Source organism: Paenibacillus sp. WG02 (assembly GCF_055396115.1).
Window position 1 is genome coordinate 7,843,781 of the sequence record NZ_AP036016.1, and the last position, 23,488, is coordinate 7,867,268.

The following is a 23,488-nucleotide window of genomic DNA, read 5'->3' on the forward strand; positions in this document are numbered from 1 at the left end:
GTCAATAAGAGAATACGCCAAGCTTCATGGTCATCCTGCATAGTATAGTGAGCGTATGCCACTACTTCTCTTGGAGGAATACGACAATGCCAACTACACTTGCATCTGCTTATCTCGAACAAACCGCGAGCCAAATTTATGGTTACATGCTATCTGATCATACGGGAAATTGGGGCTTGGATATTCATCATTGGGATTGGGTGCCCGGCGTCGGCGTCATATCGGCACTTGCCTATTATGAAAGCACGCAAAATCCGGAGATCCTGAATCATCTGACCTCATGGGCCCGCCAAAACATGCATAAATCGGAGCATCTGAAGGTCATTAACTCCATGGCTCCCTTCGCCATATTTCCTGCTCTTTACGGTCACACGAAGGACCCCGTCTTTCTGAAAACTGCCGAGCGCATCGGGAAGTGGATGCTAACCGAAGCTCCTCGTACAAGGGAAGGCGCATTTGAGCATACTGTTACTGAAAATGCCAGCTTCCCCGAGCAGGTATGGGCAGACACGATCTTCATGGCTGATCTGTTCCTAGCGCGCCTCGCTCGCCTTACCGGTGAAACCGCCTATGCCAAGGAAGCTGTCAACCAGCTTGACCTCCATTTGCGACTGCTTCAGGATGACAATACGGGCGTACTGTTCCACGGTTGGAACTGCATCGCGCAGGATCATATGTCATCTGCGCGCTGGACGAGAGCTAACGCATGGATCGCAGTCGCAACGCCGATGATCCTGCAAGAAATAGAAGGCCTCACCCATGTGCCAGAAGAAACTTTAGAGCGCTACAGTTCTATGATGCAAGGGCTCATTCGCTATCAACAGCCAGATGGCCTATGGGCCACTGTCATGGATCAGCCTGATTACTATCCGGAGACTTCAGGCAGCGCGGGTATCGCTTGCGGCATTCTACTAGCCGTGAAACGCGGTTTGCTCGACCCATCCAGCAAGGAAGCAGCCTATCGCGCCGTTGAAGCTATTCTATCAAAAATTCTGCCTACCGGGGAAGTAACCGGCGTATCAGGAGGAACACCTGTTATGCCAACGATTGAAGCTTATAACACAATTCCTTGTTATCCCACGCTTTATGGACAGGGGCTAGTGCTAATGCTGCTCTCTGAATTAATTGTAAAAAAGAAGGAGCTCGCCATGTAATTGGCGAGATCCTTCTTTTTCTGCAATCCCTAGTTCGGATGCTTGTCATTCGGCTTCAAGGAGATCGCCAGTTGCTGCTTTGAGCCGTCCGCACGATTGTCAGCCTGCCTTACTGTCACTTGCTCCGCTTCTTCTTCAATGACTATTAGCGGCTTTTCCTTCACTGTGTCACCAATAGCTAACGAGAATAAAAACGCAGCTTTGTCCATAGCTTGGAAGTCTATTGTTTGCCGCTCGCCAGCGTAAATAACCAGATCCAGTCCATATGTGTCCCCCTGTTTGCTCCATTCCCAGTTCCAACCGGGAGCAGCGGAGGATACGTTTTTGTCGCCGCAGCGCAGTTGATTCTCTTCAGTACCCTCAAAGGCAGCATATAAACTTTCGAAACGAAGCGGCAGTCCATTGATCTGCACCTGTGCCACAGTGCCTTCCTGCTCAACGCTCATAAGCTCCAAGCAACCGCCAAATTCCATTCGAATCCGGAAATCCGTTGCCTCTATACGGCCTTGAATGCGATCCAAATTTGGGTGTGTATCCCCGCCGTTCGTCAGAAAGTTTACGCCTAACAACAGATGGCTGCGGCTCGCTGCAACGCTGAGAACAGCCGAGCAATAATCGTACCCATCGTGTAAGCAGCGCATTTGCAGATAGGTCGGCTGCCCGCCATTATCGAAATAAGCAACCATCCCTCTGGTTTGATTCCACATGATCTCTTTCCTAAACACTCCGATCGCATACTGCGGCGTGATGTAAGTATCCGCCCATTTCACGAATCCGGTTTCCTCATTGCGATAATAAGGCTGCCTAAGATCACGTACTTCTACACGGGTAAATTGCTCAACATATTGTTTTGGACATTGGATTCCACTGCCGTACCACTCTGTATCATATTCCAAATCCTCGGATGTAAAGAAAACCAACTTGTTATCGGTAGCCACTTGCAGGAAGGATTTAGTCTTATTCGTCAGTAACGTACTATAACTGCGACTGTGCGGACCGGCCCATTGCTGGGAGACCCGGATGATAATGCTCCACCACCATTCGCCAGACCATATCTAGCAATTCAGCGGTTATGTCCTTCGCACGAGAGTTGAGGGAATACTCACCAATTTTAGACAGCTCCACAATAGCAATGACCGAATAGGTAGGACTGTTGAATTCCTGGAAGGTCCCTAAATTTGCTGTATATTGCTGCAGCTTCTCCAACCTTTCCAGCCCATAATCCGCATAATCCTTCCGTTCATACAGCTCACCGGCGATTAAGGTCACAAATGCCCCCATAATCGCAATATTCGTATAGTTCGGTCCTACATTCCGTCTGATAATTGCGTCGCATGCAAAGCTTACCGATTCTCGGATCTGATCTTTAAGCGCTTCAGGCAGCTTATGACCGTGACGCAGCACCGCAAGAAGCAGTTCCTTGCCGCAAAAGTCCGCCCAGTTCCAATCAGGAGGAGCCATCTGTGTAAGCGGCTCTTCATAAAACCAAGGCCATATCCCATAAGTATCACTTAGCGGATTACAATCCTGCAAAGATAGCAGGCGGCCAATGATATCACAGGCTCTCTGTTCGTATTCCTTCATTTCCGTATTTAGCAAGCCAACTGCATAGAGCAGCGATTGATAGGTCGGATGGGTTGTCGGGTGATCTTTCGCCGTTAGCGTAGTATGGTACCCCGGACTATGAAAGGGCCGACGAAGCATACAAACAAGAGAATCATACTCACTTTCTTTGGCTGTGATTGCCTTTATCAAAAGTTGTTTGTGATCTAGCATGGTCTCATTTAAACTCATACGGAGCATTCCATCCTTCACGCTCTGATTATTTCAAGAACTCTTTATTTTTCTCATACCACTCTTGTGCAAGCTTCTCAACATTATCTCCACCAAGACGCTTCCACTCTTTACGTGACTCTTCCATAGCAGCCTCTGGGGTTAATGCACCGCCTCCAGTTACGGCTTTCACCTCGATTTGCGTAGCGATCGGATGGAACGTGGCGATCAGTTGGCTTACTTCCGGAATATCTGGGCTAAAAGCTATGTCTCTGCGGTATTTGTTTTTGAGTGCTACATCCAATGACTGTGACTTCAATTTGGCATATTCCTGGGAGAGCGGATCTTGGGCAGCCATGGTCGGAAACCAGTCGGATTTCAGACTAAAATCAGTTACAATCGCATACTCACCTGCGTAGGATACTTCTTTACGAGATTTGTCAGCATCGATGACTTGCGGGATTTTACCGTCAATTAGCTTGTAATGGACATTTTCCTCGCCGTATTTCATCGCCATATCCCCTTTATCCATCATCCAGTCGAGGAATTTAACAGCGGATTCGATTTTGTCTTCTTTCATTTTACTGTTAAAGGCTACCAGAATACTCGCCGGAAGCTCTTGATATAAACCATTTTTCCCATACTTACTGGCCACTGGCTCTAAAGGAACCATCTTGGCATCGGCGACATTTTTCTTAAGATCCATATATTCGTTCTGCATATTCCATGAACCAAAATAAATACCTGCTTTGCCAGTCGTCCACATTTGACGCGCACGTTGGAAGTTGCTATCCGTGATATATTCCTTATCCAGCAAGCCTTGATCGAATAATAATTTCTGATAAGCAATGGAATCCTTGTAACGATCCAACGTTCTGCCAAATTTGAGCTTACCCTCTTCCAAGTACCATTGATTCTCATTCACGAAAAAGAGAGCTCGAATGATTTGCACAGCGTTGCCATTAAACACAATAGGCACTGTATCTGCTTTACCATTACCGTCCGGATCTGCTTCCTTAAATTTCTTCGCTACCTCGATCAATTCTTCCGTTGTCGTCGGCGCCTTCAGGCCCAGCTTATCCAACCAATCCTGACGAATCCACATCCCATGGTTGGCAATTCCATCTATGCTTCGACTGCTAGTGACCGCATACATTTTGCCGTTAATCGTTGACGCTGATTTGAGCTCAGGATGCTCCTGCAGATACTTTTTCATAGTCGTGCTATATTTCTCGATGAAACCGTCTACCGGTTGTATAGCACCTTGGTTGGCCAGTTGCGCAATATAGTTGCGGTCATATTCCCAAATGAGATCAGGTGCGCTTCCGGAAGCCACCAGAGTACTGAGCTTTTGTTGAGCCTGTGCCCGAGGTACTGGCACCCAGGTCACCTTGGCCGGCGAATTTTCATTTATAAACTTTGTCCAACGGTTGCTCTCGTAGCTGCCTTCCTCAGCGGCTACTGTTCCACGATCAAAAGCGGAAATACTGATCTCTTTCTTCGGACCGGCCGCTGTTGCTGTAGCAGCTGCACTTCCTTGAGGCTTTGCTGAACTGCCACCCTCTGTAGTCGTATTCGTACTGCAAGCGGCTAGTACTGCTAAAGACATACTTGCTGCAAGAACTGGTTTCCACGCATGTTTAGTCATTTTCAATGGTTCCATCCCCCTAAATATTGTGTGGTATATATCAAGGACTATTCGCCCCGAGATATCAGCCTTTGACCGATCCAATCAAGACGCCTTTGACAAAATGCTTCTGCAAGAACGGGTACACGATCAGAATGGGCGTGACTGCAATGACAATCGCCGCTGCTTTAATCCCTTCGGGAGTGAGCGTCATCTCCGCAACACCCTCGCTACCGGATGCATGATCAAGTAGATTCTGATCCACCTGCAGGATCATTTGATAGAGCTTAAGCGTTAAGGTTTGCTTGGTTGTTTTGGTAACGTAGAGCAATACATTGAAGTATGAATTCCACCAGCCTACCGCATAAAAGAGTGAGATGGCCGCTATGATCGGTTTGCATAATGGGACAATGATTTGAAGCAGAATTCGCCAGTCCCCAGCGCCGTCGATGGACGCTGATTCCTCCACTTCCTCCGGCAAGCCTTCCATGAACGTTTTCATCACAAACATGTTGTATGTACTGATTAATGAGGGAAGCCACAACGCCCAATAGGTATCCATGAGTCCTAATAATTTAACTAATATAAAATTCGGGATTACGCCCGAAACGAACAGCATGGTGAAGGTGATGAAAATGAGCAGCCCATTACGCCCCATCAGTCTTCGTCTGGAAAGCGGATATGCAGCCAGCAAAGTAAGTGTCATATTGAGCGCTGTGCCGACTATGGTTACCAGCACGGTATTCCACATCGCTATAAAGAGCTGCCCATCCTGGAAAAGACGCTTATAGGCCTCCGCATTGAATTCGACCGGCCACAAAGTCACCTCACCGGCTGTAATAGCCCTGCTGCTGCTGAAGGACGATACAACCTCATACCAGAACGGGTATAAGGCAATTAACGAAAGAAAGCCGAGTATCGCATAATTAGCTGACGTCCCTAGTCGGGATAAAAGGGATTGTTTTCTGTATAAACTTTGCATCGCTTACCATAACCCCCGTTCTCCGAACGCTCGAGTCAATCTGTTTACGCCTACGACCAGTATCAACCCAACTGCGGATTGGAACAACCCTAAGGCCGTCGTATAGCTGTAGTTCATATTCTGCAAACCGACACGGTACACATAGGTACTAATTACATCCGCAACATCCAAGACGGACATATTCTGCAGCACCAGTGTCTGCTCAAGCCCCACATCCATCATATGCCCCATGCGAAGAACAAGCAGAATAGCGATTGTACTGCGAATGCCAGGCAATGTAATATGCAAAATCTGACGCAGCTTCGATGCGCCGTCCATCTTGGCCGCTTCATACAGCTGCGGATCAATCGAGGCCATTGCAGCCAGATAAAGAATCGTGCCCCAGCCCGCTTCCCTCCATATGCCTGATAAGGTGTAAGCCACAGGCCACCAGCCGGAGCTAGCCATGAAATAAATGGGCTCGATGCCAAACACCTTCGTCAGCACCAAATTGACAACACCCGTGCTTGGAGAAAGCATAGCAATGAAGATGCCCCCAAGCACAACCCATGAGATAAAATGGGGCAAGTAGAGCAGATTTTGAACGGTTCTTTTATACCATTCCTTGCGTACCTCATTAAGCAGAAGCGCGAGTAGTATGGGTATCGGAAATCCAAAAACAAGGCTATACACATTGAGCAGCAGCGTGTTTCTTAGCACTCTCCAGAAATCGATGCTTTGGAACAAGCTAGTGAAGTGTTTCAGCCCTACCCACTTGCTGCCGAAGATGCCGTCGGCGAATCGGTAGTCCTTGAAGGCAATCATCTCGCCGACCATCGGAGCATATTTAAACAACAGATAAAATCCAATCACAGGCAGAAGCATCAGATACAAATGTCGATCCCGTATCAAGCGGCCTCGGAATGTGGACGGAATCGGCTTGGTTGGAATTGGCTTCTGCTGACTTAGCTTCTTAGTTAAGCCGGTCACTCTTTCCTCCATGTTGTGTTCACCCTTTCCAAATGTGAGCCTGCTGTTGTGCCGGCGATATCATCGTATCCTGCCGCTGCTTGCTTGCAAATAGACACGTTTTGCTCTGCTGTCTTTTCTTAACAATTGCCCTGTCACCTTTTTTATACTAGGTTCATTTTCCTAAAGACGCAAAAAAAGAGACCCACAGCAACGGGCTGCGGGTCATCAAGTATATATATTTAAAAAGGGGGTCGAATTTCAGTATAGGGCCCGAACCTTAAAGCCAGATGAAAACCAGATGTCATTTGGATTACAAATGATTCCCATTTGTTACAAGCATGCAGCTATTTTTCCTTAATCGGGATATAAATGTCCATTTGGATGAGCTCATATTTGGATGGGTTACAGCGTTCATCGTACAGTTCGAACTCCGCACCGCCTGCATGCTCATAGCCAGAATGAGGAAACCATTCTTCGAAAATGGATTTCCACGTGCTCTGAATGGATGCAACGAATTGATCTTGAGGGACCTTAGGTGTCGTAAACACCACATACCTTGCCTCTGGAAATTCACGGCTCACCAAATCGGCTGGCACACCTTCAAAACCAGTGGCCTCCATTCCGATGATATAACTTAAATCCCCAGTCTCCATGTTGAAATCCGTACAAATACCCAGCTCAACTTGTGAATCTGCATGCACACGGTTGGGAATGCGATTCCCCTTGCCCTCTTGTAGATATGAGCCCCAGAATGCAGGGATTTCACGATGGTTTCTTCCCTCTTTGCAGGACGTTTTCAGTTCATAGCCAATCAGTTTAAAAGCAGGCTTCGTCTTCAATTGATATTCCATTCGAATTCCTCCTAATATAGGGATCTTTGAGCGTAGCTCAAAGTCTCTCCGCTTTGGGTTGAATTTTCTTTGCAGCACATTCGCTTTCGCATAAACTGGCGTCAAAATACCTTGTTTACGGTACGCAAGCGGCGTACGTTCAAAAACTTTTTTAAATGCTCGAGTGAAATTCTCGTGGGACTGGAACCCATTGTCGAGGGCAATATCGATTAATTTCTTCTCCGTATGTGCGATCTGATAGGCCGCACTCGCTAATCTTCTTTTCCGAACATACTCCATCACAGCTTCTCCCACCATGGTTTGAAAGACTCTATGAAAATGGAAGTCAGAGAAACAAGCAACTTGAGCTAAACAAGCAACAGATAAAGGCTCGGATAGGTGATCTTCAATATAATCCAAAGTCTTCTGAATCTGCACAAAGTAATCGGTGTCCATCGATTGCCCCCTCCAGCACTCTAAACACAGTGTAAGCTATTTAAAATAACGATTCTTGATCTTTCTTGCTAATGGAGTGCGCGATATCATCGCATTTATGATTTCCAACTCCCTTTGGAAGCAACCGAAAAGGTTTTGTACTGATTCCTGCCCTTGATTTCCAAGCAATTGATTTGCAAGCCGTATGCACAGCCGCCATCGATGCCGATTTTATCACGATCGAACCAAACATCTGCTTTCCCATGAATATCCTTAGCCGGCGTATGCCCAAAAACGACTATTTTTTTCACGACGGTTCGCTGCTGAACAAAAGGAGCACGAATCCACAAAAAGTCCCTTTCTGGTTGGGTTTTCCAATCCGAAAATGTAGGGTTAAGCCCAGCATGAACATAAATGTGAGTCTCGTCCTCGTGATAATACGGAAGATTATTTAAAAATGAAATATGATCGCTGAACTTTGCTCGGATTCGTTCCTTCGATTGCTTCAAATCAAGATCCTCGGTCCCGCAGAAGCTTTTGAAAGTTTGGATACCACCATGTTCAAAAAATTTCATTTCCGTCAGTGCGTCGACGTCCCCCAGAACATCCACGAAACGTTGGTCATGATTTCCTTTGAGCGCAATCGCTCCCTTTTCTCGCACCAAATGCATGACGAATTCTACGGTTTCCCGACTTTGCGGCCCTCGATCCACGTAATCACCAAGCAACACGAGCTGGTCTTCTACGGCATTATAATTTACTTTATCCAGTAATTGCTTGAATTCATCCACACAGCCATGTATATCGCTTACGGCCAATGTTCTTTTCATATCCTGTACCCCCTGATGGCGAGCTCCTGTAAATCCATCTATTTATGGCCATCTATTTGCTCTAGAAAATGTTGAATTGTTTGTCGAAAACGGGCCTCATCCGGTTCCCACAGGGCATGGCCGGAATCCTCAAAGACGACGATCTCCACGTGTTTAAGATGTTTTTGATAGCGCATCGCATCTGCTTCACTTAAGAAAGAGCCCTCATTTCCACCGCGGATAACTAAAACAGGGCACTCGATTGCCTTAAGCTGGTCCCACAGATCAACTTCTTCCGTTTCATCAAATATAGCTTGTACCACGTCGGAATTGGTGTGAGGATTAGATAAACATCGTTCAAGCCATTCTGTGCTAAACACAGGGTACTGCGCAGGAAAATCGCAAATGATTAATCCTTTCAGCCGTTCTGGTCTCTGACTAGCAAAGCCCATCGCATAAGCAGCCCCTCTGGAAAAAGCCATCAAAACGAAGCGATCCGAATCTGTATGTTTCTGGGATACCACGGCCTCAATATCGGCCACATGATCGTTAAACGTATATCCGGTCTTCGGAGAATCACTTTTCCCGCGCCCCCTGAGGCTGATAGCTGTACATTCCCTGTCGTCAAAAGCTGAAAAAAAGAACTCTTCTGCAGATCCCAGCATGCCGGGAATATAAACTAACGGCGTGTTCGCCGTACTGGTTGAAGAAACAAGATAATGAAGGCGTACTTCTTGATTCAGCGCAAAATGCGGCTCGACCATCGACATATCAGCTCCCTAGCAAACTCTAAAATCTATGCGTATTTCTATTATTTAGGTTTTATTTTATCATAGATTGGTTAACTCGGGATTTCTTAATTATTATTGATCTTACATAAGAAATATGAAAAGGACGTCCTGATGGACGTCCAGTTACGAATTGATTATTGATTTATCTACTGCACATATGTCGAATGCCTGATAAGCGATTCCACTTCTACACACGCCATCACGAATGTGCCCACTCCATGAAGGTCGTTCTCACTAGTCGGTCGAGTCACATAGTTCTCATAATCGCCTGCTGACGTTCCGATACAGATCAGCGGTAGTATCACCCGCTCCTGCTCGTCGAACTTCAGCGTTCGAATCAGTCCTTCATATCCCTTCACGGCTGCATCCACACATTCTTGGCCAACGACTCCGTGCTTAATCGCTTTGGCAATCGTGTATACGAACAGATTCGTACAGGATGTCTCAAGCCAGTTATCGGGCTGATCACCCTTGTCAACGATTTGATACCAAAGTCCGCTCTCTGCATCCTGATAACGAATCAAAGCATGAACGAAATCACGCAGAGAGTTAACTAACTCTTCGCGCCCTGGTTCATCCGCTGGGAGCTCATCAAGGAATTGTGTAACTGCTAGGCCATACCAGCCGAGTGAGCGGCCCCAAAATTCCGGTGAGCAGCCTGTTTCGGCATTCGCCCATGGCATCTTGCGGCTTTCGTCCCACGCATGGTACAACAGCCCTGTCTCTTCATCTTTCATATATTTGCGCATTAGTTTCTCTTGATGCAGCACTGTGGAACGCAATGCAATATCTCCGTAAGCATTCGCATATTTCAATGAGAAGACACCCGCCATATACAAACCGTCCAACCACATGTTGAATGCATACTTGTCTTTATGCCAGTAACCGCCCTCTGAAGTAAGATTCAGCGTGTTCAACAAACTTCTCAGCTTATCCGCAGCGATTCGGTATTTGCTGTGTCCTGTCTGTTTTTCCAATCGGAACAACAAAAGGCCAGCTTGAACGGCATCCAGCTCATCCCGCGCAAAATAGAGATTGCCTCGTTCGTCGATCAAACCATCCACATACGCCTGAATGTAGGCGTCATAGCGGTCATCTTGTTCAGCTTCCCACAGCATTTCCATGCCGCATAAAAATACACCTTGATGATAATGCCAGCGCCCGGCAGGCGGCAGCTCCATTGGCGTGTACGTGCTCATAATTGAATCGCAGGCAGCTTTTGCCCATTCGATCGGTGATTTTACAAAATGATGAGTCATAATAAATTTCCTCTCTATAATCAAAATAGATTTTCGGATTAATTGAAATCCCTTCCTTATCCCTTAATGGAGCCGATCATAGCCCCTTTAGCAAAGTGCTTTTGCAAGAACGGATACACACACAAGATTGGTAAAGTCGCAACGACGATAACGGCCATCTTAATCGATTGTGCAGGAGGCGGTGTGACACTATCCAAATCCGCACTGACATCCATCCCGCTCGCAAGCACGACAATTTGTCTGAGGAGGACTTGAATCGGCCACTTCGCACTCTCATTCAAGTAAAGAATCGCGCTGAGGTAAGTGTTCCAGTACGTCACGGCGTAAAATAACGAGATTGTTGCGATAGCCGGCATCGATAGAGGCAGCACAATTCGGAACAAGATACCAAAGTCACTGCAGCCATCGATCTTGGCAGATTCTTCGAGTCCCTCTGGGATGTTTTGAAAGAAGTTTTTCAAAATAATTAAATTAAAGGCACTAATCGCAGAAGGTAGAATCAACGACGCGTAGCTGTCGATCATCCCCAGTTCCTTCACAACCAAGAAGGTCGGAACCAAGCCGCCGTGAAACAACATCGTAAATACGACAAGAAACATAATGACTTTTCTTCCATCCACGTCTTTACGGGACAAACCATAGGCCATCAGAGCTGTGATAAACATACTGATGATCGTTCCCGCAAGCGTGGTACCAATCGAAACGCCCATGGCTTTAAAAATCGTATTCGTCGAGAAAATGAATCGATAGGCCTCTATGCTCCAGTCCGTCGGGATGATGACAAATTTCTTGGCGGCCATTTCCGCACTGGTCGTAAACGAACCCGCTACAACGTGTACAAAGGGGATAAGCGTAATGAGACCAATGATCGTTAGCAACAAATAATTGATGATGCCAAACATTCTGCCGCCTAGCGTAGTATCTTCAACCATGGTGTAACCTCCTTAGAGTTTTGCGTTAGCAAAACTTACTTCGTAAGCATTTAATAAACGCCCTCTTCGCCCATCTTCTTGGCAATTCGGTTAACTAACATAACCAACACAAGTCCAATAAACGATTTGAACAATCCGATAGCAGCGCTGTAACTGAACTGCCCTTGTTTTAACCCTGCTGTATATACATAAGTATCAATGATCTCCGCAACATTTCGGTTCATGGAGTTGAGAAGCAAGTAGACATGTTCAAAACCGAGTTCGAGAACCGCACCAATTTTCAAAATTAACAAAACAATGATGACACTTCGAATAGCGGGCAATGTAATATGCCACATTTGTCTAATCCGTCCTGCACCATCCATACGCGCAGCCTCATACAACTGAGGATCAATGGAAGCAATCGCCGCCAGATAAATAATCGTGCCCCAACCCGCTTCACGCCAAATAACTTGAAGAATATAGATCGGTCTAAACCATTCCGGGGCTAACAAGAAATTGATCTTTTCAAATCCGAAAAACTCTATAATATCGTTGATAATACCGCCATCCATCGTCAGCATAACGAAACTGATCGAGACGATAATAACCCAGGACATAAAGTGTGGCAGATAAACGATCGTTTGAAATACTTTTTTGAAAAGATCCCCTTTGACCTCATTCAGCATGAGCGCCAGAAGAATCGGAATCGGGAAATAAAACAAGAGATTCATGACAAATAAGATTAATGTATTGCTTAAAATAATTAAGAAATCGGGCTCTGTAAACAACCGCCGAAAATGCTCAAAACCAACCCATTCGCTTCCACTAATCCCCTTAAACGGTTTATAATTCTGAAACGAAATGATCAATCCGTACATGGGAATATATTTAAAAACGAGAAAGTATAAGACTCCCGGCAGCAGCATGACGTAGATCCATTTGTTTTTCCAGAGTCGTCTACCCAGCTCACTGCTTTGTTTCCTAGCCACCACACGTTGTGCTACATTCACTTCCTGCATACGACTTCTTCCTTTCCGGGCGATTCATTCATTACGAGAAGACTGCTGCATGAACAGCAGCCTTCCCCGCCTTCAATCTGCATGCTTCACGACTATCTCATTATTTTTTATAAACAGCGTTGTATTCCTCGATAATTTTGCTGCCTCCACGACTCTTCCAATCTTCAATAGCCTTATCAAAACCAGCCTTATCAATCGTGCCATAGATATATTTGTTCGTTGCATCTTTAATCACATCTTGAAGTTGAGCGCCCTTCTCCTGGTTCGTTTTCGAATCCAGAGCAGCTACCGGATCCTGCACAGCGAACTGCAGGTTGGCAATCTTGAGTTCATCTGCCTTACCTTGAGCAGGAATCGTAGGAATACCCAAGTATCTGCCGGACGTATCTTCATCACCAATGGCCGCGTCCGTGAAAGGCTTAACTTCGCGTGTCCACTTTTCTTCATCCAGCTTCTTTGCTTTGTTGTCGATTACGCTGTAGTTAGCATCTTTAATGCCCCAGTTTGCAAGGTTGGCAACTTCAGGCGTCATCATTTTGTCAAAGAACGCCAAGACTTTCTTTAGCTCAGCTTCTGTTTTCGTAGCGGATTTCGGGAACAGAACGACGTTCGCATAGCCAGGAAGAGCCCATGCTGCGAATTTACCGCTTGGCCCAGCAACCATACTGTGTACATCTACTACTGCTGTAGGCACATTTTTGATCAGATCTTTATTGAGAGATGCAACATCTGTCATGGCACCGATATACATACCCGCTGTTCCATTGGTGAACAGCTTCTGTTGATCCGTTTTACTTGTAGCCGCGAAGTCCTTGTTGATAAGTCCACCATCACGCAGCTTCTTGTAGTAATCCATTGTCGCTACATATTCGGGAAACATGAACTCAGGCTGCAGCTTGCCATCTTTAATGCCCCAATTGTTCGGTACACCGAACCAAGTGGCAACGGTTTTGAATGATCCGTAAATGAGATCGTTGCGATCCGTTAAGCCGATAGTATCCTTTTTGCCGTTGCCGTCAGGATCATTTTCAGTGAACGCCTTCATCATGGCATACAAATCTTCGGTTGTTGCAGGTGGCTTCAGTCCCAGCTTATCCGCCCAATCTTTCCGATAGATGAGGCCTTGACGGGCAATATCTACACCGCGATATAGCGTGTAAAGCTTGCCATCCACTTTCGTATTATCATTGGTTGTAGACTTCAATTTACTCAGGTTCGGGAAGTCCTTCAGCAAAGGACCAATTTCCCAGAATTGTCCGTCACGAATGGCCGATTTCATCTGAATAAATGTCGCCTGATTTTTCAGGTAAGTGACTTGCGGCAGTGCCCCTGTAGCAAACGTTGTATTCAGCTTCTCCTCATACGTATCAGCCGGGAAAAATTGATACGTTAACTTCGTGTTCGTTAACTTTTCGAGTTCTTTAATAATCGTATCGGGCGGCGTTTGCGCTGTGTTCAGCGGTGCCATAATCGTGATCGCCGTCGGTTTGTTGTCTGCCGTTGCTTTAGGCGACTCCACCACACCAGTCGTAGCTGCAGGAGTTGACTTCCCCCCGTCTGAACAAGCTGCCAGCGCAAAGCTGGAAACGAGCAGAACGCTAAGTGGAATCGAGACTAATTTTCTCTTCATATTGGTTAGACCTCCGCGAAATTGTTGTGTGCTACAAATTCCACACTACACGGCCGCAGGGAGGTACCGAAATAATCATTTGCTCAGTTAAGCCCCACACAGTAAAAATGTGAGATGAAGATTATCGGTCGGGGAGATGATTATCGTCCCTTCCCGCCACTGTAGCGATGTTTTTCATCGCTATACTTACTCGTACGCGCTCATAAGCTACTTTAACGATGAAAAACATCGTCTCAGCTCGCACTTTAACCAGTTAGGCACTCTTCCTGCTACTTTAGCGATGTTTTTCATCGCTACACTTACTCGTACGCGCTCATACGCGACTTTAACGATGAAAATCATCGTCTCAGCTCGCACTTTAACCAGTTAGGCACTCTTCCCGCCACTGTAGCGATGATTTTCATCGCTACACTTACTCGCGCACCAACACGCGACTTTAACGATGAAAATCATCGTCCCAGCATGCACTTTAACCAGTTAGGCACTCTTCCTGCTACTTTAGCGATGTTTTTCATCGCTACACTTACTCGTACGCGCTCATACGCGACTTTAACGATGAAAATCATCGTCTCAGCTCGCACTTTAACCAGTTAGGCACTCTTCCTGATGCTGTAGCGATGTTTTTCATCGCTACACTCACTCACGCGCGCTCATAAGCAACTTTAACGATGAAAATCATCGTTCCAGCCTAGACGGGCCTCTCCCGTAGCTGCTCAGCTCCTCCACCAACTCACAAAAAAGAAAAAAAACCGCCGCGCACCTGCGCCAGCGGTTTCCTTATCTCAACCTCGCTTCCCATAAGCCTCATTGTACTCTCTTATCATCTGGCTGCCGCCATTTCGCTTCCAGCGCTCAATCTCTTGCTGGAATGCGGCTTTATCCAGTTTCCCCAAAATGTAATTGTACGTAGCGTCAGATACAATTTTGTACAATTCGATGCCTCGCTCGTCGTAGGTCTTCGACTCCAGACCAACAGTCGGGTCTTTGACGACGTTTTTCTCGTTGTCCAAACTCAGTCGGTCCGCGAGCTGCGACAAGGACTCGCTCTCCGAGACGCGCATGACCTTTGGATTGTTCAGATCAGCAATCATGAGTGCATACAGCGCATTCACCTCATTCACACGGAGCTTCGAGGTCTCTTCCGAGAGTTGAACTTGATCTCCTTTGGCTGTGTAATGACGTCCCTCCAGCCCGTACTTCATCAAGTTGGCGACATCTTTATCCATCGAACGATCAAAAAATTGAAGGACCTGCTTCAATTCCGCTTCGGTGCGAATCGCTTTTTTCGAGAACAGGTAGAGCGCACTATAATTGGGAATCGACCAAATTTTAAAACCCATTGGGCCTTCGATATGGTTCACGAGCGTAAGCTTCGCCTTCGGGTTAATGAGCTGAGCTTCATCCGAAAGACGCTGCACATCCTGCATGCTGCCAATATAGACGCCCGCAATGCCGCGAATGAGTTTATCACGCTGAACTTCCTTACTGGTGACTGCGAAATCCGCATTGATCAGCTTCTCGTCATACAGTTTCTTCATATAGTTCATCGTGTCCACGTAGGCCTGGGTTTCGAACTCAGGGACTAGCTTTCCAGCGCCATCAGTACCCCAGTTATTCGGAGTACCGAAATAAGAGCTGATCGTTTTGAACGCACCAAAAACCAAATCATTCCGGTCCGTCAGACCGATGGTATCTGCCTTCCCATTCAGATCAGGATCACCGAACGTGAAAGCTTTCAATACCTGATACAGCTCATCTAGATTCGTCGGCTTAGCCAGCTTCAGATTGTTCAGCCAATCCTCACGAATAATAATGCCCTGCCGAGAGGAGGGCCGCTCGGTGTACAAGCCATAGATTTTGCCATCGACAGCTGCCTGTCCCAAAATCTCCTTGTTCAGCTGTTTCAGATTCGGGTACGCCGCCAAGTAAGGTCCGATATCCCAAAATGCGCCGGAACGGATCGAATTTTTCATCAGCATATAGTCCGTATATTTCACATAGGTTGCTTTTTTCAATGAGTTTGTGGTGAGCGCGGTGTTCATTTTATCGGTATAAATTCCGTCCGGAACCCAGTTCAGATCCAGCTTAGTTTGTGTGCGATTCTCGATTTCCTGAACCAATTCAGGGATGGGCGGATGCGGAAAATGCAGCGGCGCCATAATCGATATAACGGGACGATTGCCGTTCACATCCTCTGTCTTTTTCGAGCTATTTATCTGACAAGCACTGATCAAAGCAGCCATCAACAGCCCTATCAAAAGGAGACCAAAAAGCTTAAAACCCTTGCCATGTAAACTTGTTCTCATGAGAGCTTCCCCCTTATAGCAGCAGTGTTTTATAGTCAAAATCAGAGAAAATGATTATCCGTCACTTAGATGATTATTGCTCTTAACGCCTGTCTTGACTACAATACATAGATAGCTGAATGATCATCCTCAAGATAGATAGGTGTTGGATGCGATGCGCTCTTTAAGTTTTCTTAGCAAAATGACCATATTCGGGTTCCTGCTCAGCACGCTGCCGGTTATCTTCATCGGCGCTTTCGCCTTCGTCACCTCGTCGAGTGAAATTCAAAAGAATGTCAACGAAGGTAAAATGCAGTTAATCACCCAAATCAACTCCAATGTAGAGCAGAAATTAACGACTGTCAACCATACACTTAATCAGGTCATCAACTCTACCGTGCTCAAAAAGGCGATGGATATGCCGCTAACTGTAAACGATTTCATGATGTATGATGACCTGCGCAGCGAAATTCGATATATGCAATCCTTTGATACCAAGCTGGAAGATGTCATCCTGATTAATGCCAGGGAAAACTGGATGATTAAGAATTCGGGCTTGTACCGCTATGACAGCTACCCTTATTACGATAAGCTTATGACCCTGATGAATACACAGGAGAACAGCGTTTGGACGCTTAATCCATCCAAGTGGTTTTTCACCGAAGAAAACGCGCGAAGCGTTACCTGTGACTACAGTATTTCTCTGGTTAAAAAGCTGCCCACTACCGGTCTGGAGAAATACGGCTTGGCTCTGGCTAACATTCCTGCCTGCAGTCTGCAGGATTTGATCCAAAGTGATACCGAGCATCTGGATGACATCTTGATTATGGATGAACAGAATCGGATTCTCATGCATCCGGATTCAAGCCTCATCGGCAAATCCATCACCGAAGCAGGGCTTACAGATTTGAAGCAGTTAGAGGCGCCAATGGGCCAGTTCTCAGCGAATATTAACGAGAAGCCTTATTCCGTCAGCTTTCTGCGTTCAAACCTCAACAACTGGACCTATTTATCCTTAACCTCTATCGACAGCTTGACGAAGGAATCAAGTAAAATCGGTACCTATACGATCTATGTATGCGTCCTGATGCTGCTCCTCTCCATGGTCTTAGCTTGGCTAGGTTCGCGCAAAATGTATTCGCCGATCCAGCTTCTTTTGAACCAAATCGGGGGGCTTGTGTCCGTGAATCAGAAGCGAAAGGCCAACGAGTTCCAAATGATCAGCGAGCATGTCCATACCTTGTTCCAATCGAAGTCTCAACTGGAAAGAGAAGTCCACCAGCATATCGGCCAGGTACGAACGTTTTTCTTAATCAAAGCTTTCCAAGGGCATTTCAAACAGAGCGAGCTGCTGGAGAAATTGGCGCAATTCGGCTATAACAAGCACATTGAAGAGTGGAAAACGATGTCTGTGATCACGATGCAGATCGATTCTATCGACAATACGCGTTACGAAAAACGGGATATAGAGCTGCTGCTCTTCGCTGTGCACAATATGATCGAGGAGCTGATTCCTTCGCAGCAGCGTCTCGCTCCCATCATTATTGACCAAACCGTAGTCACCTTGATTGGTAGTGCCGATAGCGAAGCAGCTGCCTTTCGCAATACCGTATATGCATTAACCGAGCAGATGCAGCAGCATATCTATAGCTTCCTGAATCTCCACGTCAGCATCGGGATGAGCCTCCCGATTCATGCTTTCTCACAGATGGCGATTGCCTATCGGGAAGGTCTGGAGGCTTTGAAGCATCGCATCAAGCTGGGTGAGGGCATCATCATTCAATATGAAAATATTAACTCAGGGAAGCATTACTTGAATTTAAACTATCCGAAACCCATCGAGAATGAATTGATTGATGCGATCAAGCTAGCCGAAAAGGATAAGTCCAAAGAGCTGCTGAAGCAGCTGCTGCAAGCGGTATTCGCAGCTCCGCTGACACCGCAGGAATATCAAATTCCATTGGCACGGCTGCTCAATAACCTGCTCATGGTGATGCAGGAATCCGGAATCGGCTTGAATCAGATTCATCCGAACAAAGGGTCTCTCTTCGAGGAGCTTCTCAATTTGCATATGACAGCCGAAATCGAGGACTGGTTCTGGACAGAGGTCATACACCCGCTGATTCGCATTTATCGCGACCGGCAGGATGCCCAGTACCACAACATTTCCGAGAAGATTATTGATCTTGTGCAGCACTATTACGATACCGACCTTACGCTTGAAGAATGCGCCTCCCGGCTGCATTATAACTCGAATTATTTGAGCAGTATTTTCCGCAAAGAAACGAACTGTTCCTTCAGTGACTACTTATCGACCTACCGGTTCAATATGGCTAAGAAATGGCTGTCCGAAACCGATATGCCAATCAAAGATATCTCGTCCAAGCTGCGCTATAACAATTCCCAGAACTTCATCCGTTCGTTCCGCAAGCAAGAAGGCTTAACCCCTGGCCAGTATCGGGACAAAAAGAAAGAAGGCTCGGCACCTAATCCATAGGTTCCTTGCCTTCCTTGCTTGTCTCTAATTCTAGCAACCAAATGCTAGGTTGTCGGTTTGACGGCAGCTTTGAGGGCCGCACGATTATCCCATAGAAATGATACAACGCTGTTGCGTTCTTCAAAGAACGATTCTTTCTCATCTACATAGTCTTGGCCAAGTCCATGAACGCTGAAACGATCATCTGAGTAGTTCATCAAAGTCCATTGCCCTCCGCGTTTGTTGTCAGCAAATACGAGGTAGAGTTTCTCTCCTGAAGGGTCCCATTTCGCAAACGATGAAAAATTGTCCAAAATCTCTCCAATGTCGTTTTTCTTTTTGATTTGCATGATCGTATCCTCTCTTTCATTTATTCTTAGGCAAGTTTACTCAAAAGAATCGTTTCTGTTTCCTTTTCTTTTTCCGTTTCCTGAAGCTTAGTTTTCCACTCCATTTTATGTTGTGAAACGGTTAAAAATATGTGCTTATAGCCTTCTGATATTGTCAAAACTGGTTTACCGTATACAAGTGACTGAGACAAATGGTAGGTTGATTGTTCCACATCTTTCATAGTGTCACTCTGTCTCCGCAGAGTAATAAGCAGCTGCATACGACCAAACACCCTAAATTGGTTACAGCACTCTGTATGATTTACATCATACCAGTCCATTTTTTCAACTTCTTGAACCGTAAAAACGTGGGAGTCCCCTAGTTCATTTTCTAACGTAATTTCATTAAGCTGGATGTTGGTTTGGTCTAATTCGTATGCAACCTGTTCTAAGGCTTGCTTTTTCGTTTGGGCTTGAATGAGGTATGAAATGTTAGCATGGAAGGTTGCCTCTGCGATATAGTCTTCTTGTTCCATTTCCCCTTTGAATCTCCTTTAAATTCGTGATGTGTTGTGTCTATGGACAAGAAAATAGTATAAGAAAATGGGTAAAAAGGTTGTCATTCCGTAGGGTGGGATTTTAGGAACCTTTGTCGAATAATTTTTTCTTGGCATAAAAATGAAAGAGGGCACGCCTTGAAGGTGGCCGTGGACACTTGCGTCAGCAAGCTTCTTCCCACGTCTATGCCATCCCCACTCAAGGCGAGCCCATCTCAAAAACCATTACCTCTATGTTACAAAATCAAATTCCAGCTGCCGCATACACTTTGTCGAAGCCAGCTTTGGAACGTTGAACCAAGCTCTCGGGGGTTTCTGTCGGCGGCGTTGCCGTCAATATTTCCTGAGAGATAGCCCCCTTATAACCAATACGCTGCAACCCTTGCAGGAAGCCTGCCAAGTCGATTACACCCTCACCTGGATACAACCGTGCGTTATCCAACACTTCCTCCACGGGAACATCAGGTGCGTCGTTGATATGGACATGCACGATCTGCTCGGCGCGTAGCTTCTCAATATCGGCCACTGTTAGCCCGTTCGTGTACCAATGGTACGAATCGAACAATAAACCAACGTTGCTCTCGCCAATGGCGTCGATCCAATCTAAGGTCTCATCCAGCGTCCAGATGAATGGATGCTTCCAATGGGTTCGCAGATGATGCGGCCCCACGAATTCTAGTCCAAGACGGATGCCGTAGGCACCTAGGATTTGAGCACAAGTACGCAGTCTGCGTGTGGCTAACGCCATGAAATGCGCAGCGCCCAAATCTGTTGAAGGTAACACATACGTGCAGCAGCTCGTACATCCAAGCGCAGCAGCAGCGGCTGCTGCCTGTGTCAGCTTCGGCAAGTCTGCACGGAACGTCTCTTCCGTCCCTCGCCATTCAACCGGCAAGCCGATGGAACCAATGACGAGGCCATGTTTATTGAGCAGCTCACGTGCCCCATCTACGCTGTAGCTCTCTACTAGACCAAGCGCGTCGATGTCGACGGCCCCGAAGCCATATTTTGCCGCCAACTCGATGAATTGTTCATTACTTTCAAGCTTGCCGAGTCCAGCCCCCGTTAATCCTCTTAGCATGATTATCCCTCCAAGTGTAATGTTATTCGTTCCAGTTCAGCTTCACTTCATTCCCAGTTCGTGAAGATTCGTAAATGGCATCGAGAATTAAATTGTTCGTATAACCGGAGAGTGCCGATGTAATCGGTTGTTTGCCTTCGCGAATGCAATCTAGGAAATGCCGGCTGAGGCGCAGACGTTCACCCTCATCATCATCCGGTTTATTCAGATCGGTCTCGATCGCTTTGTTAAACTTCTCCGTTAACAGCTTACCGTTAGCTCCGCGATAGCTCGCTCCGCCCTCTGTTCCCATCAGATGAACGAACGGTGTATTGTCCGTATCCATATGCACAGCCCAGCTTACTTCCAGCGTCAGCGTGCTGCCATCTTCCATGCGAATCAAAGCAGTAGCCAAATCTTCAACGTCGTACGTACCGTTCCAGTTCGGCGTACCCCATGTTCCGATACCTTTGCGGCGAGGCCCGAATTCGGCATACGTAGCGCCTGATACTGACACAGGTTTCGGATTCCCCATCAAGTAGAGGGCAAGATCCAGCATATGAACGCCAATATCAATCAGCGGGCCCCCGCCTGACTCCTCCATTTTCGTAAACCAAGTACCCCAACCGGGAATACCCTTGCGTCGGAACCAACCGGTTTTCGCTGTATAAATTTTGCCCAACTCACCGGCATCGACCTGCTCCTTAATCTGAAGAGGTACGGATTCCCAGCGCATTTGGTGACCGATCATGACAACTTTATCCGATGCTTGACTAGCCTTGTAAATTTGTTTGGCCGCTTCCGCATTAATACCCATTGGCTTCTCGATCAGCACATGCTTGCCTGCTTCAATCGCTTGTACAGCAAGCGAAGCATGGTGCATATTGGGCACGCCGATAATAACAGCGTCTACATTCGCACTTTGTATAAGTTCTTCAGGGGTAGCTGGCACGTAAGCAATACCGTGTTCCTGTGCGCGCGCTTCCGCGAGTGGCAGATAGGCATCCGTAATCGCCGTAATTTCACATAAATTGCCTAACTTCGAAAATTCACGAATGTGAACCCCGCCGATATTCCCCGCTCCAATAATACCTACTCTAATTTTGTTAACGCTTTCCACTGTTCGTTCCTCCTCATATGCACATCCTGTTCGATCTCCTTTTATGTTAAAATAAGTGCAGCAAGAAGTCGTACCGTTATTTCGGAAAACGTCCCATTTTTTCGAAGGAGATCAGCCTCATTATGACGTACTTTCCCGATTATCTAAAAACGTATCCCAATATGGAATCGTCCTTCCCTTTCCACCTCAGCAGGAATACGCTTGAACGTGGTTTTCGGGCACATCGCCATGATTACCTAGAGTTTTCTTATGTCGTCCATGGCCGGGGAGCAGAAACCATAAATGATGTGAAACATCCGATGACACCAGGCACTTTTACGTTCGTACTGCCTTATCAGGTGCATGAAATTTTCACAGATCCGGGGGAGCATTTAGTCCTTTTCAACTGCTCGTTCAGTATGGACCTGCTTATGGAGCCCGGGAACGACCAAGGCTTGTCCGGCCTGTTTAATGATACCAATACCCTGCCGGGCTATGTCCAACTAAGTGGGCAAGATCAACAGCAAATGAGTGCTCTCATTGAAGATATGTACAAAGAATACAACGCGAACGAACGCTACAGGCAGACGCTGCTGAAAGCGAGACTGAAGGAAATCCTAGTTCGGTTCGATCGTTATCGTTGGAAACAAGCGGGGCAGGCTGAAGTTACGGCCATCTCGCCGCTCTCAGGGACGAAAACGAGCCCTTCCGTGTGGCCAATCATTCACTACATCCACCGCAACTACCAAGAGGATCTAGCTTTATCTGACCTCGCGACACGATTCACTATGAGTGTATCCCGCATCAGCGAGGTCATTAAACAAACGACCGGCCAAACGTTCGTTCATTTCCTGCACGATCTGCGACTGCGCCATGCGTGCAGCTTGCTTGTATCCACCGACATGAGCGTGACGGAGATTGCCTTGGAGGTCGGGTACGGTTCGTATAAGACATTTTCCCGCATTTTTCGGGAAAGCAAAGGCATCGTGCCGAAGGACTATCGCAAAGCCGAGTATGGTCGACGAGTAACGCAAGGATAGCGACTCCGGCTGTTTTCCTCGGAAACGGTCTTCTCAGCACTAAACCCAGACCTCACACGCCGTAATCGGCAGCTGAGAGGTCTTTTTTATCATTCATTCCTGTGTTCATTACTCCGCCTTTTGTTTAGCACATTATGAATCTACTTTGCATTTTATATAGAGAATCTAATATAGAAGCGAGGTGATCGGAATGGCTCGTGCAAAAGCTGTTTTACAGCCTGATCTAGTATTGATTAGTTGGACAAGAAACCCTCTAGTCCCTGGTTCAGCACGCAGAATTATTGCTGCTCGTGTTATTGGCAGTGCTCAACCTTGTAGGTTTACGCTGGTACCTAATGGATTGCTTATCAATGCCTTAAACTGCTTATTAGACCATGACATTGGTTTTAAAATCGTGTTCCAGAGAAAAACGTCAAGTGTTAGCGGATTTTTGTTGTTACAACGCAATCGATAATTTGTTGTCAAAAA

At 46.5% G+C, this 23,488-nt stretch carries 20 protein-coding genes; 3 read left to right on the plus strand and 17 right to left on the minus strand.

Annotated elements, in window-relative coordinates; translation table 11 throughout:
- Positions 1–86 precede the first annotated feature (86 nt).
- The gene (locus tag ACBP55_RS35350; RefSeq protein ID WP_464648320.1) at positions 87–1,154 is read left to right on the plus strand and encodes a glycoside hydrolase family 88/105 protein; all 1,068 of its coding nucleotides are present in this window, start codon (positions 87–89) and stop codon (positions 1,152–1,154) included.
- 29 nt (positions 1,155–1,183) lie between these two features.
- On the opposite strand, the gene ACBP55_RS35355 is transcribed toward ACBP55_RS35350, so the two are convergent.
- The 13 genes from ACBP55_RS35355 to ACBP55_RS35415 all read right to left on the minus strand — a co-directional run bounded on the left by ACBP55_RS35355 (position 1,184) and on the right by ACBP55_RS35415 (position 16,480).
- Positions 1,184–2,074, minus strand: a complete 891-nt coding sequence (locus ACBP55_RS35355) for a hypothetical protein (RefSeq protein ID WP_464648321.1) — start codon at positions 2,072–2,074, stop codon at positions 1,184–1,186.
- A 55-nt stretch (positions 2,075–2,129) separates the two neighbouring features.
- On the minus strand, positions 2,130–2,948 hold the full coding sequence (locus tag ACBP55_RS35360) for a hypothetical protein (RefSeq protein ID WP_464648322.1): 819 nt from the start codon (positions 2,946–2,948) through the stop codon (positions 2,130–2,132).
- 28 nt (positions 2,949–2,976) lie between these two features.
- Positions 2,977–4,575: an extracellular solute-binding protein gene (locus ACBP55_RS35365; RefSeq protein ID WP_464653543.1), complete on the minus strand. Its 1,599-nt coding sequence runs from the start codon at positions 4,573–4,575 to the stop codon at positions 2,977–2,979.
- A gap of 64 nt (positions 4,576–4,639) precedes the next feature.
- Entirely contained in the window at positions 4,640–5,536 is an 897-nt protein-coding gene (locus ACBP55_RS35370) for a carbohydrate ABC transporter permease (protein WP_464648323.1), read from the minus strand.
- 3 nt (positions 5,537–5,539) lie between these two features.
- Complete coding sequence (locus ACBP55_RS35375; protein ID WP_464648324.1) at positions 5,540–6,517, minus strand: ABC transporter permease; 978 nt, start codon at positions 6,515–6,517, stop codon at positions 5,540–5,542.
- Positions 6,518–6,831: 314 nt separating this feature from the next.
- On the minus strand, positions 6,832–7,773 hold the full coding sequence (locus ACBP55_RS35380) for a GyrI-like domain-containing protein (protein WP_464648325.1): 942 nt from the start codon (positions 7,771–7,773) through the stop codon (positions 6,832–6,834).
- A gap of 95 nt (positions 7,774–7,868) precedes the next feature.
- Complete coding sequence (locus ACBP55_RS35385; protein ID WP_464648326.1) at positions 7,869–8,582, minus strand: metallophosphoesterase family protein; 714 nt, start codon at positions 8,580–8,582, stop codon at positions 7,869–7,871.
- A gap of 38 nt (positions 8,583–8,620) precedes the next feature.
- A complete protein-coding gene (locus ACBP55_RS35390; protein ID WP_464648327.1) occupies positions 8,621–9,325 on the minus strand; it encodes an alpha/beta fold hydrolase in 705 nt (234 codons plus the stop codon).
- A gap of 173 nt (positions 9,326–9,498) precedes the next feature.
- Positions 9,499–10,611, minus strand: a complete 1,113-nt coding sequence (locus ACBP55_RS35395) for a glycoside hydrolase family 88/105 protein (RefSeq protein ID WP_464648328.1) — start codon at positions 10,609–10,611, stop codon at positions 9,499–9,501.
- A gap of 56 nt (positions 10,612–10,667) precedes the next feature.
- The gene (locus ACBP55_RS35400) at positions 10,668–11,543 is read right to left on the minus strand and encodes a carbohydrate ABC transporter permease (RefSeq protein WP_029195740.1); all 876 of its coding nucleotides are present in this window, start codon (positions 11,541–11,543) and stop codon (positions 10,668–10,670) included.
- Between the two features lie 50 nt (positions 11,544–11,593).
- Positions 11,594–12,544 (minus strand): ABC transporter permease, encoded by a 951-nt coding sequence (locus ACBP55_RS35405; protein WP_464648329.1) that lies wholly within the window; start codon positions 12,542–12,544, stop codon positions 11,594–11,596.
- 100 nt (positions 12,545–12,644) lie between these two features.
- Complete coding sequence (locus ACBP55_RS35410; protein WP_464648330.1) at positions 12,645–14,174, minus strand: extracellular solute-binding protein; 1,530 nt, start codon at positions 14,172–14,174, stop codon at positions 12,645–12,647.
- Between the two features lie 782 nt (positions 14,175–14,956).
- A complete protein-coding gene (locus tag ACBP55_RS35415) occupies positions 14,957–16,480 on the minus strand; it encodes an extracellular solute-binding protein (protein ID WP_464648331.1) in 1,524 nt (507 codons plus the stop codon).
- Between the two features lie 154 nt (positions 16,481–16,634).
- Here ACBP55_RS35415 and ACBP55_RS35420 point away from each other — a divergent pair, with 154 nt between their 5' ends.
- Positions 16,635–18,956, plus strand: a complete 2,322-nt coding sequence (locus tag ACBP55_RS35420) for a helix-turn-helix domain-containing protein (protein WP_464648332.1) — start codon at positions 16,635–16,637, stop codon at positions 18,954–18,956.
- Positions 18,957–19,000: 44 nt separating this feature from the next.
- On the opposite strand, the gene ACBP55_RS35425 is transcribed toward ACBP55_RS35420, so the two are convergent.
- The 4 genes from ACBP55_RS35425 to ACBP55_RS35440 all read right to left on the minus strand — a co-directional run bounded on the left by ACBP55_RS35425 (position 19,001) and on the right by ACBP55_RS35440 (position 22,001).
- Positions 19,001–19,285, minus strand: coding sequence for a hypothetical protein (locus tag ACBP55_RS35425; RefSeq protein WP_029195735.1), 285 nt, complete (start codon positions 19,283–19,285; stop codon positions 19,001–19,003).
- A 26-nt stretch (positions 19,286–19,311) separates the two neighbouring features.
- Positions 19,312–19,800 (minus strand): hypothetical protein, encoded by a 489-nt coding sequence (locus tag ACBP55_RS35430; protein ID WP_464648333.1) that lies wholly within the window; start codon positions 19,798–19,800, stop codon positions 19,312–19,314.
- Between the two features lie 265 nt (positions 19,801–20,065).
- A complete protein-coding gene (locus ACBP55_RS35435; RefSeq protein WP_464648334.1) occupies positions 20,066–20,902 on the minus strand; it encodes a sugar phosphate isomerase/epimerase family protein in 837 nt (278 codons plus the stop codon).
- A gap of 22 nt (positions 20,903–20,924) precedes the next feature.
- Positions 20,925–22,001 carry a Gfo/Idh/MocA family protein gene (locus ACBP55_RS35440; protein ID WP_464648335.1) on the minus strand — a complete coding sequence of 359 codons (1,077 nt, stop codon included), beginning with the start codon at positions 21,999–22,001 and terminating at the stop codon, positions 20,925–20,927.
- 122 nt (positions 22,002–22,123) lie between these two features.
- On the opposite strand from ACBP55_RS35440, the gene ACBP55_RS35445 reads away from it, so the two are divergent.
- Positions 22,124–23,020 (plus strand): helix-turn-helix domain-containing protein, encoded by an 897-nt coding sequence (locus ACBP55_RS35445; protein ID WP_464648336.1) that lies wholly within the window; start codon positions 22,124–22,126, stop codon positions 23,018–23,020.
- Positions 23,021–23,488 lie beyond the last annotated feature (468 nt).